Origin of the sequence: Janibacter sp. GXQ6167, from assembly GCF_041365945.1 — a bacterium.
Taxonomy (GTDB): domain Bacteria; phylum Actinomycetota; class Actinomycetes; order Actinomycetales; family Dermatophilaceae; genus JBGFSK01.
Genome location: NZ_JBGFSK010000007.1, coordinates 169,749 through 185,315 on the forward strand (window position 1 = coordinate 169,749; position 15,567 = coordinate 185,315).

General features: G+C 67.1%; 14 protein-coding genes. 8 read left to right on the forward strand and 6 right to left on the reverse strand.

Annotated elements, in window-relative coordinates; all coding sequences use genetic code 11:
• Nucleotides 1-72 precede the first annotated feature (72 nt).
• The 8 genes from AB8K43_RS11955 (at nt 73) to AB8K43_RS11990 (ending at nt 6,422) form a co-directional block, all read left to right on the forward strand.
• Nucleotides 73-753 (forward strand): CDGSH iron-sulfur domain-containing protein, encoded by a 681-nt coding sequence (locus AB8K43_RS11955; RefSeq protein ID WP_370894429.1) that lies wholly within the window; start codon nt 73-75, stop codon nt 751-753.
• Nucleotides 754-809: 56 nt separating this feature from the next.
• Entirely contained in the window at nt 810-1,442 is a 633-nt protein-coding gene (purN, locus tag AB8K43_RS11960; RefSeq protein ID WP_370894430.1) for a phosphoribosylglycinamide formyltransferase, read from the forward strand.
• Between the two features lie 130 nt (nt 1,443-1,572).
• Entirely contained in the window at nt 1,573-3,177 is a 1,605-nt protein-coding gene (gene purH, locus AB8K43_RS11965) for a bifunctional phosphoribosylaminoimidazolecarboxamide formyltransferase/IMP cyclohydrolase (RefSeq protein WP_370894431.1), read from the forward strand.
• 28 nt (nt 3,178-3,205) lie between these two features.
• Nucleotides 3,206-4,201, forward strand: a complete 996-nt coding sequence (locus AB8K43_RS11970; RefSeq protein WP_370894432.1) for a DMT family transporter — start codon at nt 3,206-3,208, stop codon at nt 4,199-4,201.
• A gap of 5 nt (nt 4,202-4,206) precedes the next feature.
• A complete protein-coding gene (locus AB8K43_RS11975; protein ID WP_370894433.1) occupies nt 4,207-5,070 on the forward strand; it encodes a bifunctional methylenetetrahydrofolate dehydrogenase/methenyltetrahydrofolate cyclohydrolase in 864 nt (287 codons plus the stop codon).
• Nucleotides 5,071-5,078: 8 nt separating this feature from the next.
• Nucleotides 5,079-5,447 (forward strand): DUF3017 domain-containing protein, encoded by a 369-nt coding sequence (locus AB8K43_RS11980; RefSeq protein ID WP_370894434.1) that lies wholly within the window; start codon nt 5,079-5,081, stop codon nt 5,445-5,447.
• Nucleotides 5,448-5,466: 19 nt separating this feature from the next.
• On the forward strand, nt 5,467-5,685 hold the full coding sequence (locus AB8K43_RS11985) for a hypothetical protein (RefSeq protein WP_370894435.1): 219 nt from the start codon (nt 5,467-5,469) through the stop codon (nt 5,683-5,685).
• Nucleotides 5,682-6,422, forward strand: a complete 741-nt coding sequence (locus tag AB8K43_RS11990) for a hypothetical protein (protein WP_370894436.1) — start codon at nt 5,682-5,684, stop codon at nt 6,420-6,422. Before AB8K43_RS11985 ends, AB8K43_RS11990 begins: the two co-directional genes overlap by 4 nt.
• 96 nt (nt 6,423-6,518) lie before the next feature.
• Here the strand turns inward: AB8K43_RS11990 and AB8K43_RS11995 are convergent, their stop codons facing one another.
• The 6 genes from AB8K43_RS11995 to AB8K43_RS12020 form a co-directional block, all read right to left on the reverse strand.
• Complete coding sequence (locus tag AB8K43_RS11995; protein ID WP_370894437.1) at nt 6,519-7,508, reverse strand: malate dehydrogenase; 990 nt, start codon at nt 7,506-7,508, stop codon at nt 6,519-6,521.
• Nucleotides 7,509-7,594: 86 nt separating this feature from the next.
• The gene (locus AB8K43_RS12000) at nt 7,595-8,869 is read right to left on the reverse strand and encodes a hypothetical protein (protein WP_370894438.1); all 1,275 of its coding nucleotides are present in this window, start codon (nt 8,867-8,869) and stop codon (nt 7,595-7,597) included.
• A gap of 155 nt (nt 8,870-9,024) precedes the next feature.
• A complete protein-coding gene (locus AB8K43_RS12005; protein ID WP_370894439.1) occupies nt 9,025-11,247 on the reverse strand; it encodes an NADP-dependent isocitrate dehydrogenase in 2,223 nt (740 codons plus the stop codon).
• 182 nt (nt 11,248-11,429) lie between these two features.
• Nucleotides 11,430-12,749, reverse strand: a complete 1,320-nt coding sequence (locus AB8K43_RS12010; protein WP_370894440.1) for a glycosyltransferase 87 family protein — start codon at nt 12,747-12,749, stop codon at nt 11,430-11,432.
• A 109-nt stretch (nt 12,750-12,858) separates the two neighbouring features.
• Complete coding sequence (locus AB8K43_RS12015) at nt 12,859-14,196, reverse strand: sugar nucleotide-binding protein (RefSeq protein ID WP_370894441.1); 1,338 nt, start codon at nt 14,194-14,196, stop codon at nt 12,859-12,861.
• Nucleotides 14,197-14,221: 25 nt separating this feature from the next.
• Entirely contained in the window at nt 14,222-15,499 is a 1,278-nt protein-coding gene (locus tag AB8K43_RS12020) for a hypothetical protein (protein ID WP_370894442.1), read from the reverse strand.
• Nucleotides 15,500-15,567: the final 68 nt, after the last annotated feature.

A 15,567-nucleotide genomic window follows, 5' to 3' on the forward strand; every position in this document is an offset into this window, starting at 1 on the left:
GGGAAGCCTGACCACTTCGGCCCAGGGCTCCACTCCGGGTGAGGCGATCGCAAGGGGGGTAGGTTGCTCGGCATGAGCGACCTGAAGGTCACCACGAACGGGCCCTATGAGGTGCGCGGGCTACCGCTGATCCGGATGCGCTTCGTGGTGGCCAAGGAGTCCGTCAACCACCGGTGGGTCGACGGCGAGGTCATCGATACCTCCCCGCACAGTGACGAGGACGGCACCTACTGGTTGTGCCGCTGCGGCCGGAGCGAGTCCAAGCCGTTTTGCGACGACAGCCACCTCAAGGACGACCCGACCCCCTTCGATGGCACCGAGAACCCGCAGCGGCATACGCCGTACCGGGAGGTCGCCAAGACCTTCGAAGGCCCCGGGGGAGTTGTCCGCTCCGCCGCTCCGATCTGCGCGCATGTCGGCTTTTGCACGGCCGACGGCTCCCCGCCGTGGCGTCGTGTGCGGGAGGACGACCCGCAGGCACACGCGAGCGAGCGGCGCATGGTGGACTTCTGCCCGTCGGGGACGCTGACCCGCGCCGAGAGCGTGGCGGGCGAGGACATCGAGGCCGACCTACCGCTGCGGATCGGCGTCGTCGACGACGGGCCCTACTTTGTGACCGGTGGAGCCAGCCTCTCGGGGAGCGAGGGCGACTACGAGATCCGCAACCGGATGACGCTCTGCCGATGTGGGCAGTCCGCGCAGATGCCCTTTTGCGATAGCACTCACGAAAAGGTCGGCTTCCGCGACTCCTAGCGGCGTCTCCGTGACGGGCCGACTCGCCCCTGCGGGCGCCGGTAGACTCCCGGATCGTGCCCTCCACCGCCCAGACCCCACTGCGGGTCGTGGTCCTCGTCTCGGGTTCCGGCACGCTGCTGCAGGCCCTGATCGATGACCTCCACCGAGGCGAAGGGGGTCACGCTCGCCCCGTCGAGATCGTCGCCGTCGGGGCCGATCGCCCAGGCATCGAAGGGCTGCGCCGCGCCGACCGGGCCGGGATCGCCCCCTTCGTCATTGCTCCGAGCGAGCATCCGGACCGCACGGCCTGGGACCAGGCTCTCGCTGACGAGATCGGCTCGCACTCACCGGATCTGGTCGTCTCCGCCGGGTTCATGCGGATCCTCGGGCCGAGCGTGCTGGATCGCTTCACCGTCGTCAATACCCACCCGGCGCTCCTGCCGTCCTTCCCGGGAGCGCATGGCGTGAGGGACGCACTCGCCTACGGCGTGAAGGTCACCGGCACCACCTGCCATGTCGTGGACGCGGGAGTCGACACCGGGCCCATCATCGACCAGCGGGTCGTGCCGATCGAGCCCGGCGACGATGAGGCCTCCCTGCACGAGCGCATCAAGGTGCAAGAGCGCAGCATGCTGGTCGAGATCGTTCGACGGGTTGCCGAGGAGGGCCTCACCGTCGAGGGCCGCCGCGCGAGGATCGGGTCGTAGCGAACCCGCAACCGCTGATGGGTGAGGAGCGGACTCCTCGCCATCGACGCCCTTGGCGTGAGCGCGTGGACCGGCGGGCCATAATGGCCTTCGGCCGTCATCACCACAAAAGACCGTCAGGATCATCCACGTGAGCATCGAACGCCGTCCCATTCGCCGCGCCCTGGTGTCTGTCTTCGACAAGACCGGACTCGAGGAGCTCGTCCGCGGGCTTGCCGAGGCCGGCGTCGAACTCGTCTCGACCGGAGGGTCCGCGGCGACGATAGAGGGTCTCGGCCTGCCGGTCACCAAGGTCGAGGACCTGACCGGCTTCCCCGAGTGTCTCGACGGTCGCGTCAAGACCCTCCACCCGCGGGTCCACGCCGGGATCCTCGCCGACACCCGTCTGCCGGACCACGTGCGCCAACTTCAGGAGCTGGAGGTGGCCCCCTTCGACCTCGTCGTGGTGAACCTCTACCCCTTCTCCGAGACCGTCGCCTCCGGCGCGAGCATCCAAGAGTGCATCGAGAAGATCGACATCGGCGGCCCGACCATGGTGCGTGCCGCCGCGAAGAACCACGCGAGCGTCGCGATTGTCACCGACCCAGCCCGCTACGGCGATGTGCTGGAGGCGGTGCGCGAAGGGGGATTCACCCTCGCCGAGCGCGAGCGGCTCGCGACCGACGCCTTCATCCACACGGCGACCTACGACGTCGCGGTCGCGTCGTGGATGGGATCGGTCGTCACCGACACCTCTGAAGGGAGCGGTCTGCCCGCCTGGGTCGGCGCGACCTGGACCAAGCAAGCCGGCCTGCGCTACGGCGAGAACCCGCACCAGAGCGCGGCGCTCTACGTCAACCCCGACGGTGCGGGGCTCGCCCAGGCCGAGCAGTTGCACGGCAAGGAGATGTCGTACAACAACTACCTCGACGGCGACGCGGCGTTGCGGGCCGCACACGACCACGGCGACCAACCGACGGTCGCGATCATCAAGCATGCGAACCCCTGTGGGATCGCGGTCGGGACGACCATCGAAGAGGCCTACGAGCTCGCCCACGCGTGTGATCCGGTGTCGGCCTACGGCGGGATTGTCGCGAGCAACCGCCCGGTGACCGCCGCGATGGCTCGGGCCCTCAACGAGACCTTCTCCGAGGTCGTGATTGCTCCCGACTATGACGATGAGGCCCTCACGATCCTGAAGGAGAAGAAGAACCGGCGCCTCCTGAAGGTCGCGAGCCCGACCCCGGGTGGCGCTGAGACCCGGCCGATCTCTGGTGGGCTGCTCATCCAGCAGCGGGACGCGATCGACGCCGTCGTCCCGGCCCGCGAGGACGAGCCCGCGTCTCAGGGGCACGGCGATGACCCGGCAGCGTGGGCTCTCGTCGCGGGGGAGGCTGCCGACGAAGCGACCCTCGCGAGCCTCGCCTTCGCCTGGCGCGCGGTGCGGGCCACGAAGTCCAATGCGATCCTGCTCGCGCGTGATGGTGCGAGCGTCGGGATCGGGATGGGCCAGGTCAACCGGGTCGACTCGTGCCACCTCGCGGTGAACCGTGCCGGTGCCGAGCGGGCGAAGGGGGCCGTCGCGGCCTCCGATGCCTTCTTCCCCTTCGCCGACGGTCTTCAGGTCCTGCTCGACGGCGGCGTGCGTGCCGTCGTCGCTCCGGGTGGATCGGTCCGCGACGCCGAGGTCATCGAGGCCGCCGAGAAGGCGGGAATCACCATGTACTTCACCGGAGCACGACACTTTGCCCACTAGTCTCCCGGAGCCGTCGGCGTCGACGGAGGTGACCGATCTCGACCCGAGCACACCAAGCGACGATCCGCACGATCGCTCCCATGCCCTGGCGCTCGGGGCGTCCGTGCTGGGCGGCCTCTTCGTCTCCTTGCAGAGCCGGATGAATGGCGAACTCTCCGCCGTCATCGGCGCGCCGATCCAGGCGGCCCTGTGGAGCTTCGGCACCGGAATGGTTTTCCTGCTCACGATGCTCACGTTGCCATCGATGCGAAGGGGGACCCGGCGGGTTTTCGATGCCCTGCGCGACGGGCGACTGCGGTGGTGGCAATGCCTCGGTGGGGCCGCGGGAGGCCTCTTCGTCGCCTGCCAGACCTATGCCGTCCCACTCGTCGGGGTGGCGATCTTCACCGTGGCGACGGTCGCTGGCCAGACCGGCAATGCGCTCGCGGTCGACCGCTTCGGGATCGGTCCGGGCGGGCGGAAGCCGGTGCACCTCAACCGCATCGCTGCGGCGCTGCTCGCGATCGTCGGGGTGGCGATCGCGGTCTCTGGCTCTCTCGGTAAATCCGATGCCGCGCTGCTGCCGATCGCGCTCGCTGTCCTCGTCGGCGGAGGCGTCGCCCTTCAGCAGGGGACCAACGGACGGGTCAATGCCGAGAGCAAGCAGGTCCTATCGACCACGCTGATCAATTTCGTCGTTGGGACCGCGGTCCTGGGTGCTATCGCCCTCATCGAGTTCGCGTCCGGCGCGTACCGACCGACCGATTTCAGCGGGGTGCCGTGGTGGGCCTGGTGGGGAGGGTTCTGCGGTATCGCCTTCATCGCGATCGCGGCTTGGGCCGTCCATCACCTCGGCGTGCTGGTCTTCGGGATCGCCCTGCTGACCGGACAACTCGGCTCTGCGGTGCTGATCGACCTCTTCTGGCCTGCGGCGGGCGATGAGGTGACCGGCGCGATGGTGATCGGCGTGTTCGTCACCTTCGCGGCGGCCGCTCTGGCGGGGTGGTTCGCTCGCCCACGACGCGCGTCGCGCGTGGGAGGATGAAGCCCGTGACTGCGACGATTCTTGACGGCAAGGCCATCCTCGCGACCATCAAGGACGAACTGCGAGTGCGCGTTGCCGCACTCAAGGAGGCGGGGATCACCCCGGGCCTTGGGACCGTCCTCGTTGGTGACGACCCGGGGTCGCAGTGGTACGTCGGGGCCAAGCACCGCGACTGCGCTGACATCGACATGCCCAGCATTCGACGCGACCTGCCCGCGACCGCGACGCTCGAAGAGGTGCTCGAGGTCGTCCAGGAGTTGAACGAGGATCCTGCCTGCACCGGCTTCATCGTCCAGCAGCCGACCGGCCTCGACGAGCACGCGATCCTCTCCGCCGTCGACCCTGCGAAGGATGTCGACGGGCTGAACCCGACTAACCTCGGCTGGCTGGTCCTCGGCAAGGACGCGCCGCTGCCATGCACGCCGGTCGGATGCGTGGAGTTGCTGCGCCGCTACGACGTCCCGATCGCGGGCGCCCATGTTGCGATCATCGGGCGCGGGATCACCGTCGGCCGGCCGCTCAGCCTGATCCTCACCCGCCGCAGTGAAAATGCCACGACGGTCTCGTGTCACACGGGCACGCGTGACCTCGCCGCCGAGGTCCGCCAGGCCGACATCGTCGTGGCGGCAGCGGGCGTGCCGGGGATCATCACCAAGGACATGGTCAAGCCCGGCGCTGCGGTCCTCGATGTCGGCGTGAGCCGCGTCATCGCCGAGGACGGCAAGAGTCGCGTCGCAGGCGATGTCGCCCCCGATGTCGCCGAGGTCGCGGGCTGGATCAGCCCCAACCCGGGAGGCGTCGGGCCGATGACCCGGGCCATGTTGCTCTCCAATGTCGTCGAGGCCGCCGAGCGTCAACTTCAAGGTTGAGAGTGCTCGTGACCCGCAGCGAGGATCCTCAAACGGACCGGCCCGATGAGGGCCCGCCGGTGATGGAGGTCGTCTCGGAACCGGCGGTAGTCCCGACCGAGGTCCGCCCACCGACGACGAAAAGCCTCGCGCTGTGGTGGCCGGTCGCTTTGGGTGCCGTGATCGCGATGGTCTTCGTCTGGACCGACCACATGCTTCGCGCTACCGCGACCCTCGGGGGATCGCTGCTCATCGCGGCGATCATCCGGGCAATCGCTCCTCAGGATCGCGCCGGAGGCCTGGTCGTGCGGTCGCGGGCCTTCGATGTCATCGTCTTCGTGATCTTCGGCGTTGCCATCCTCGCCTCGGGATTCACCCTCGATTTGCGCTCGCGGTAACCAACAAAAAGGAGATCTCATGAAGCGCCCGGAGGGCAAACTCGGCGTCGTCCTCGCCCTCGCCGGTCTGGCCTCGGTGATCGGGGTGGCGGCGACTGGCGCGACCGTGGCCCGCGCCGAACGCCGCCGCCGTGCCTACACGCCCGATGAGGTCCGCGACCGGCTCCATCGGCGCTATGCGGAAGCGACGGCGGACGAAGGGTGCGAGGGAGACCCCCTTCGCACAGAGCAGTCATGACGGCTGCTTCGGGTGCCAGTCAGCTCACCCTCGACGAGGCGCTCCAACAGACTCGCACTGGGGACATCTGGATTTTCCGGGGTCGCTCGGTCGCTGATCGGGCGATCCAGGCGGTCACGAACTCTCCGGTCAATCACGTCGGGATGGCGGTGGTCCTCGACGACCTGCCGCCGCTGATGTGGCATGCAGAGCTCGGGCAGTCGCTCCAGGACGTGTGGAGCGGAGGACACCACCGCGGTGTCCAGCTGCACGATCTCGGCGAGGCGGTCCATCGCTGGCATGACGTGTATAAGCAGCGGGCATGGGTGCGCCAGGTCATCCCCGAGGTGGGGCGGGAGCAAGAAGACGCGGTCTTGCGGGCGATTGCGCGCTGGGACGGCACTCCCTTCCCGAGCACGGCCAGCCTGGCGTGGCGTTGGCTCCGCGGGCGTAGAGAGTTCCCCGAGGCTCTCGAACGCGCCGTCGGCCGTCCGGCCACCCGGGTCAAGCGGGCCCAGCAGTTGGTGCAGGACGTGTGGGGTCGGGTCCGCGGCGAGGAGCCGACCAGCGCAGACGCCATCACGCCGACGGAGAAGGCGTACTGCGCCGAAGTGGTCGCCGTGACCTACGAAGAGATGGGGCTCCTACCGAAGGACAAACCAGCGAACTGGTACGACCCGGGCCGCTTCTGGAGCGGGGACGACCTCATGCTCACCCCCGGATGGGCACTATCGGAGGAGATCGCAGTCGCCCCCTAACGACGGCAGGGCCTGCCGGCCTCCATCCCGTCCCGATCGACGGACGAGCCCCCTTCCGCCTGGTACGGCAGAAGGGGGCTCGACCGGCTGTCGGGGTCAGATCAGGCCAAGACCCTTGACGGCTTCGCGCTCCTCGGCGAGCTCGGCGACCGAGGCGTCGATCTTGCCGCGCGAGAAGTCATTGATGTCCAGGCCCTGCACGATGCTCCACTCGCCGTCCTTGACGGTGACGGGGAAGGAGCTGATGAGGCCCTCGGGAACTCCGTAGGAACCATCGGAGACGACCGACATCGACACCCAGTCACCCTCGGGGGTGCCAAGCGCCCAGCTGCGGGCGTGGTCGACGGTCGCGGACGCAGCGGACGCAGCCGAAGACGCACCGCGTGCCTCGATGATCGCGGCGCCGCGCTTGGCGACGGTCGGGATGAAGGTGTTTTCCAGCCACTCCTGGTCACCGACGGCCTCGGCGGCGTTCTTGCCGGAGACCTCCGCGTTGAAGAGGTCGGGGTACTGGGTCGCCGAGTGGTTACCCCAGATCGTCATCTTCTTGATCTCGGTGACCGGCACGCCGAGCTTGGCGGACAACTGCGAGATCGCCCGGTTGTGGTCCAGGCGGGTGAGCGCCGAGAAGCGCTCGTTGGGGATGTCAGGGGCGTTGCTCATCGCGATGAGGGCGTTGGTGTTGGCCGGGTTGCCCGTGACCGTCACGCGGATGTCGTCGGCGGCCACCTCGTTGAGCGCCTTGCCCTGCGGCGCGAAGATGCCGCCGTTGGCCTCGAGCAGGTCACCGCGCTCCATGCCCGGACCGCGCGGGCGGGCACCGACGAGCAGCGCGTGGTTGACACCTTCGAAGACCTTGTTCGGGTCGTCGCCGATCTCGACCTTCGCCAGAGTCGGGAAGGCGCAGTCGTCGAGCTCCATCACGACGCCCTCGAGCGCCTTCAGGGCGGGGGTGATCTCCAGCAGGCGCAGTTCGACCGGGGTGTCCGGGCCGAAGAGGGAGCCGCTGGCAATGCGGAAGAGAAGGCTGTAGCCGATCTGGCCGGCGGCGCCGGTGACGGCGACCTTGACGGGAGTGCTGCTCACGGTGGACTCAAACCCCTTCGTTTCACGGATGTGGTGTGCCCTTCGACTCTATCGCCGTCTCCGGTTACCCGCCTGCCCGGGGCGCCCTACTGCGGCGTGGTGACGGCCTCGCACGGGAGTTCGGCAACCCAGTCGCCGGGCAGGATGGGGATCGTCACCGTGTCCTCAGCCATCCGGTTCCCGCACGCCTGTTCAGCGCGGTCGATCTCTGTGCTCCAAAAGACGCCGGTACGGTCTGAGGGCACCTGAAAGCTCAGCGCTTGGAAGGCGAGCAACGTCAACAGCGCTCCGTGGACGATGGTCCTCGTGCGCCGAGACGCCTGATCCGCCAGGGTCCCCGCGACGAGAAGGGCCGTCCCGCAATAGAGCAGTGCTGGCAGGGTGCCCCACCGCACCAACTTAAACGGTCCGTCGATGAAGTCGACGGCGGCGAAGTTGTTGAGCGTCTGCGACATGGTCCAGGAGGCACCCGCGACCATGATCAGGTACCACGCGAGGGCTAACCGCGCCGGGTGAGGACGCAGGATGTACGTCATGACGATGAGCCAGACGACGAGCATTCCGAGCGGGATCCACCAACCGAGATCGGAGACGATCCGCTGCGCTACTCCCGTGCGGCCCATGACCGACCCGAGCACCACATCGAAGAGGAAGCCCCTGACCACCGCGACCGGTGGGGTTCCGCCGCTGCTGACGTCGCGAGCGCTCGTGAAGTAGGCGACCACTTGGATGATGGCGCCGATGGCATATCCAAGAACGGCGGCCCAGCGCACCCTCGGGGAGCGCCACAGGAGGACAGCCGCCAGGGGAGCGAGGAGAAGCGCCTGGATCTCGGTCGCGACCATCGCCGCTGTTGCGATCGCGAGCACCGCGCGCGGCAGCCAATGCCTCGGCGCCGCGAGCAGAGCGAAGACGATCCCATACGGCATGTAGCTGTGCAGGTTCGAGATATTGGCGAGGGACTCGATACCAGCGACCGGCAGCAGTACAGGGAACGCCGCTGCGGCGATCGCTACTGGCGTGGTGGCGCCGAGCTGCCGGCTGACGACGAAGGCGAGCCCGCTGATCGCTCCGATCGTCAAGGCTGCGCCGATCCCCACGCCCCACGCCCACCAAGAGATCGGGAGCGACGACGTGACAACGCTGGCGATCATCCGGGGAATCGCATGCATGTAACCGGCGTAAGGAGTGAGCCAATGGTCGCCGGTTAACGTGCCCTGCACGAAGGTGCCGCCATCCTCGGCGTACATCGTGTCGTAAGCGATGCTCGGCAGCCTCGCAAAGTGCAGTACGGACGCGACGACGGTGACCAGGGCCCAGTGGGCCGCGGTCACCGTCGTCGGGCGGTCGGGACGCGTCATGGCGCTCGCCGAGAGAGTTCTCGTTCTTACATGCCGTCGATGATCGCGTTGAGCATCGCGCTCGGACGCATCGCGGCCGCGGCCTTGTCGAAGACCGGGCGGTAGTAGCCNGCGGTCGGGACGCGTCATGGCGCTCGCCGAGAGAGTTCTCGTTCTTACATGCCGTCGATGATCGCGTTGAGCATCGCGCTCGGACGCATCGCGGCCGCGGCCTTGTCGAAGACCGGGCGGTAGTAGCCGCCGAGGTCCACCGGCTGCCCCTGAGCGGAGATCAACTCGTCGTTGATCTTCTCCTCGTTGGAGCGCAGGGCCTCCGCAACCGGAGCGAAGCGCTCCTTCAGCTCAGCGTCATCGTCTTGAGCAGCGAGGGCCTCGGCCCAGTAGAGCGCGAGGTAGTAGTGGCTGCCGCGGTTGTCGATCTGACCGAGCCTGCGGGCGGGCGACTTGTTCTCGTCGAGGAACGTGGCGATGGCCGCGTCGAGGGTGTCGGCGAGGACCTGAGCCTTGGCGTTGTCGAAGGTCGTCGCGAGGTGCTCCAGCGATGCCCCCAGCGCGGAGAACTCGCCGAGGCTGTCCCAGCGCAGGTAGTCCTCCTTGACGAACTGCTGTACGTGCTTCGGGGCGGACCCGCCAGCGCCGGTCTCGAAGAGGCCACCGCCATTCAGCAGAGGCACGATGGAGAGCATCTTGGCGCTGGTGCCGAGCTCGAGGATTGGGAAGAGGTCGGTCAGGTAGTCACGCAGGACGTTGCCGGTGACCGAGATGGCGTCCTTGCCGGCGCGGATCTGCTCGAGGCAGTACGTGATCGCCTCGACCGGCGGCAGGATCTTGATCTCGAGGCCGTCGGTGTCGTGGTCGCCGAGGTACTGCTCGACCTTGGCGATGACATTGCGATCGTGCGCGCGCTGGTCGTCGAGGTAGAACACGGCCGGGGCGCCGGTGGCGCGGGCCCGGGTGACGGCGAGCTTGACCCAGTCCTGGATCGGGATGTCGCGGACGCGAGACATGCGCCAGACGTCGCCCTCTTCGACCTCGTGCTCCATCAGGGTTTCGCCAGCGCCGTTGGTGACGGCGACGGTGCCCGCGGTCGGCACGACGAAGGTGGTGGGGTGGGAGCCGTACTCTTCGGCCTTCTGCGCCATCAGGCCGACGTTCGGGACGGTGCCGATGGTCGACGGGTCGAGGGCGCCGTGCTTCTTGTGGTCGGCGACGACGGCTTGGTACATCGGGCCGTAGGAGCGGTCTGGGACCATCGCGAGCGTCTGCTGCTGCTCGCCGGCGGCATTCCACATCTGGCCGGAGTCGCGGATCACGACCGGCATCGAGGCGTCGATGATGACATCGCTCGGGACATGCAGGTTCGTGATGCCCTTGTCCGAGTCGACCATCGCGAGGTCGGGGCGCTGCGCGAAGACCGCGTCGATGTCGGCCTTGATCTCGTCGCGCTCGTCGGCCGGGAGGGACTCGATCGCCGAGTAGAGGGCTCCGAGACCGAGGTTCGGGTTGACGCCAGCCTCGGCGAGCGCATCGGCGTGCTTGGTCATCACGTCGCCGAGCCACACGCGCACGGCGTGGCCGAAGAGGACGGGGTCGGAGACCTTCATCATCGTGGCCTTGAGGTGGAGCGACAGCAGCAGATCGGCAGCCTTAGCGGCCTCGATCTGGTCGGCGTAGAAGGACTGCAGTGCCTTGACGGACATGAAGGTGCCGTCGACGATCTCTGCGGCGAGGACGGCGATGCCGTCCTTCAGGACGGTCTCGGTGCCGTCCACTCCCTTCAGGGTGATCGCGAGGGTGTCATCGGCGGGCATGACGACGGATTGCTCGTGGGCGTAGAAGTCGCCGTCGCTCATCGAGACGACCTCGGCCTTGTTGTCGGCGGTCCAGGCGCCGAGGCGATGCGGGTTCTTCTTCGCGAAGTTCTTCACCGACTGCGGCGCCCGGCGGTCGGAGTTGCCCTCGCGCAGCACCGGGTTGACCGCCGAGCCGAGGACATTGGCGTAGCGCGCTTGGATGTCATTCTCTTCGTCGGTCTTGGGGTCGCTCGGGTAGTCCGGGAGATCGAAGCCCTGACCCTGCAGCTCGGCAATAGCCGCCTTCAGCTGGGGGATCGAAGCCGAGATGTTCGGCAGCTTGATGATGTTGGCGCCCGGGTCCTGGGTGAGCTTGCCGAGAGCCGCGAGGTTGTCTTCGACCCGCTGGTCCTCGGAGAGCCGCTCGGGGAACTGGGCGAGGATGCGCCCCGCCAGGGAGATGTCGCTCGTCACGACCTCGACGCCGGTGCCCTTGGTGAAAGCCTGCACGATCGGCAGGAAGGAGTAGCTGGCGAGAGCCGGCGCCTCATCGATCTGGGTCCACACGATTCTCGGGTCGGACATCAAAGACCTCCATGGTCTGCTCGGGAAGGGCGCGCGCCATTGTCGGGCGCGCATCGCACGGGCTCAGTCTTTCACGCAAGGCACCGGAGCGCGGTGGCTGGGCAGCTTAAGGCGACGAGCAGTCGAGGCGAAGCGGCGGACGGGTCGCCACACCCAGCAAACCGGGCGCTAGGTGACCCCCTTCACCCACCATGATCGCCGAGATCGCGAGACCTGGTGGGCCGGACGAGCCCGTACCACACCGACCAGAGCACCAGCAGCGTATCGGCGAGCACTCGTCCGGCGATCGCGGCGAGGTACGCCTTGTCGATTCCCTGAGGTGGCGTGGTGATCCCCTTGATGTAAAGCCACGTTTCGAGGTAGTGGAAGGCGTGGGCGAGCGTGTACGTGGCAACCAGGGCGAGCGGGATCGACGACGCGATGAGGAAGGGCACAAGCCAGATGCTGAACTGCGGCGAGACGACCTTGTTGAGGTCGATGAAAGCCACGATGGCCGGGAGTGCCCCAACGATCATGGCGTGAAAACGACCGACGCGTGACGCCAGGAAGAGCCCGAGGAGAGCCGCTGCAACCCAAGTCAGCCCGGCGATCAGGTTCATCGCGCTCACGGGAAGTTCTTCACCGCGGACCATTCGCAGCGCCATCCACGAGGAGCCGAAGTAAGCGACCCGGTCGGAGCTGAACGTCCAAAATGCTGCCCAGCGATCGGGATTGAGCAACGCGGCGGGAGCGTTGATGGCCACGAAGGATAGGGCAGCCACCGATGTCGCCATGAGTGCTTCTCGCCACCGCCGACGGTCCCATGGCCGGGCCAATGCATAACCAACGACCCCGATCAGGAGCAGGGCTGGGACGAGTTTCGCGGCTGCGCCCAGCCCGATGGCCACACCGAGTAGGACGGGTCGAGCTCTAGCCCAGGCCCACAATGCGACGCCAATCGACCCGAGTACCAGCAGGTCGATGTTGACGAAACTGGAGAAGATCAGAACAGGACTTACCAACAGGAGACGGATCACGGCGGCCCGCGCCGAGACGAGTTGGAGAGTAAGGACCAGCCCGAGGCCGCCGACCAGGCCAGTGATCAGGTAGACCAGGGTGAGGAAGATCGTCGATTCTCGCTCGACTTGGGGATCTCCCATGAGGGCTTCGGCTGACAGGCGGTCCCGCCGCTCGTACTCCGAGGCGTCTATGCCGCTCATGGCGTGGGTCGCGAGCGCCGCCGACTCCATCACCAGCGCCGCACCGACGGGGTACTCGATCGGCAGCGCACCCTCATTTTGGCCGTAGAAGGGGGTGAACTGCTGGGCAAGGCCCCGACCGCCGTAGAAGGTGCTCACTTCGGTGAAGCACTGGTGGGTCACGATCCGATCAGAGTCGGTGGGCAAGCCGATGCATGGGACCTTGCTGCCCGCCGCAAGGAGCAACAGGGCGCCGACCAGCACGATGGTGAGAGTGAGGCTAAGAGATTTCGAGGAGCCGCTCGCCGGCGAAGGGAGAGTCACGTGACGTAAGCGTAGGGCGGTGTAAGTCGTGGACGCAGCGGTTTGCTATCAGCGGGATCGCACCCTGTTCGCGCCGGCAGCGCGGTGATGGTGTGCCGTACGACGAGGATCACTGGCTATCAAGACGCCTCCACTTGGTGAGTGAGAGGGTGCTGTGAGCGGGCCGAGGGCTCACCACCTTGCCGGCGCTGTACTCGGCAGTGCTCACGCCCGTCACGTCGTTTCGGTCCCGCCCCTGCGCCTCGAAGACGTCCTGGGCGATCTGCGCCCAACTCTTCGGTTCGCCGCCGCTCGTGACGTTGTATGTGCCGAAGGGGGCGTTGTGGTCGATGAGCCGAACGGTCGCGTCGGCGAGGTCCGAGGTGTACGTAAGGCAGCCGATCTGATCGTCGACCACCGAAGGAGAGACCCCAGCCTGGGCGAGTTGGGTCATCGTCGCGATGAAGTTCTTCCCCTCGCCGATGACCCAGCTCGTGCGGATGATGTAGTGCCGCGGGGCCACGGAGACGGCAAGATCGCCGGCGGCCTTGGACTGGCCATACACCCCGAGTGGTGAGAAGAGTTCCTCCTCGTCGTGAACCTCTTCACGGCCGTCAAAGACATAGTCGCTGGAGTAGTGCACGAGGGTGAAGCGATGCTCGACCGCCAGGCGAGCGAGGTGGGCGGGGGCGTGGGCGTTGATCGCCCATGCGAGGCGCCGTCCGTCACCGGTCTCGGCCGCATCGACAGCGGTCATCGCCGCCGCATTGATCACCACATCGTGCTGGGACCAGTCGTAGGCGTCGAGCGCGAGCGAGTTACCGATGTCGAGGCCATCACGGCCGAGAGCCACCGCGCCTGGCAGGGCATCACGCAAGGCCCGCCCGAGTTGGCCGCTCGCCCCAAGGATCAGTGGTCGACGGGGGGCGAAGGGGGTGACCTCGCTAAGGCGAGGGTTCGTGCGGTCCTTCTCGCTGACCTCGGCCTCATCCAGCGGGATAGGCCAGTCAATCGCCGCGTCGGGGTCAGCGAGGTCGAGTGCCGGGTAGGTGATGCCCGGCCGCCAATGATCGTTGACGAGGTACGAGTACGCCGTGCCATCCTCAAGGGCCTGGTATGAGTTCCCCACTCCGCGCGGGACATAAACGGTCACCGCGGGGTCGATCTCGACGGTCACCGTCGCGCCGTAGGTCTCACCTTCGCGAAGGTCGACCCAGGCTCCGAAGACCCGACCCGTTGCCACCGACACGAGCTTGTCCCAGGGCTCGGCGTGAATGCCCCGGGTGGCGCCCTTCACGGCATTGAAGGAGATGTTGTTTTGGACCGGCCCAAAGTCGGGCAGGCCGAGCTCGGTCATCTTCGCTCGCTGCCAGTTCTCCTTAAACCAGCCGCGCGAATCGCCATGCACGGGCATCCGGATGATGAGCAGGCCTGGGATCGCCGTGTGTTCTAGAGAAGGGAGCGCCACAAGGCCCAGGGTAGGGCTAAGGGTGTCACCGAGCGATGCGACCGTCCAGCATGGTGGTCTTGAACGCGAGCGGCTCGGTGGGGGGTTCGTTGTGACGCCAGGAGCGCTCGGCGAGGTCCGCTCTGGTCTCGAACTGATCGAGCCGATGTGAAAAGAGCAGACCGGTGCGCTCACCCGCTTCGGCGGAGTTCGTGACCAGGGGGTCACGGGGAGTGGGGTCTCCTTGATCGGCCTTCGCCGGCAGGAGGCAGGCGCCGACAGCCGTCAGGATGACCCCGATGGCAGCGATCGATCCGAGCACGGAGCCCTGGCGCTGGGTCAATCCAGAGGCGGTCGCGGTCACGAGGAGCACTGCGGCCGGCGTGAGGAGACGCTCGCCAGGGTTGACGATCTCGACCAGGGCTGGGGGTAGCACCATGGCGATGGCCAGAAGGACCAGCCCCGCGGTCATCTCGGCCGATGGCGCGGACCGCTCACGGACAAGGCGCGTGAGACGCAAGACAACTAAGCCGGCGAGGACAATGACGAAGAGGACGTTGGCGAGCGCTCCTGCCAGCATGAGCGCTTGGCCATCGGCGACTCCATTCACCACGAGATTCTGGTACCCGCCGATCTTCGCTAGCGAATACGCCTTGTAGGCGATGAACTGGACTGCTCCGCCCAGCTGGAGCTCCCCGCCACCGGTCTGCTCCGTATTAGCCAGGACGTACCAGGCGGCCAAGCCGAGGCTCGGAGCGGAACCGAGGGCGACCTGGTGAAGGCGCCTGGCGTAGACCCCATACACCCCAGCGATGACGCCAAAACAGCCGAAGATCATGCCGTGGGTGAAGAACGTCAAGAGCGAAAAGACCAAGACCACCCAGACTCGGGTCCGCACACGCACGGGCAGTGCGATGTAGGCGCCGAGAATGATCAACCCGATCTGGTGGCCGGAGTAGCCGTTCCAGAACGCTGACGTGAGGACGATCGGCACAGTGAGCAGCACCGACCCCGCAATGGGGTGTAAGTCGAAGCGGCGAACGAGCGCGGCAACCACGGCACACCCAGCCAGAAGCTGCACGGCGACCGCCGTGATCCCTGCTGCGGTCGGTGACATCACCAGCATCAGCGCGGCGAGCAGGAGGTGCGGGATCACGTAGGGAACGGGGTAGTCACGCAGATAGAAGGTTGAGGTATCTCCAGTCACCATGAGGTACTGGAGGACGCGGGCCTCGTAGAGCCACTCGCCCATATCTTGGAATGCCGCCCCGCCCGTCGCGATGACCGCAGGAAGCACCGAGGCCGTCGCCAAGAGCGCGGCCACCGCAAAAGGAAGACGTAACCCATCGCGATTCGGCGAAGACTGCGCCCCGGGCGGGAGCGAGTCGCCGT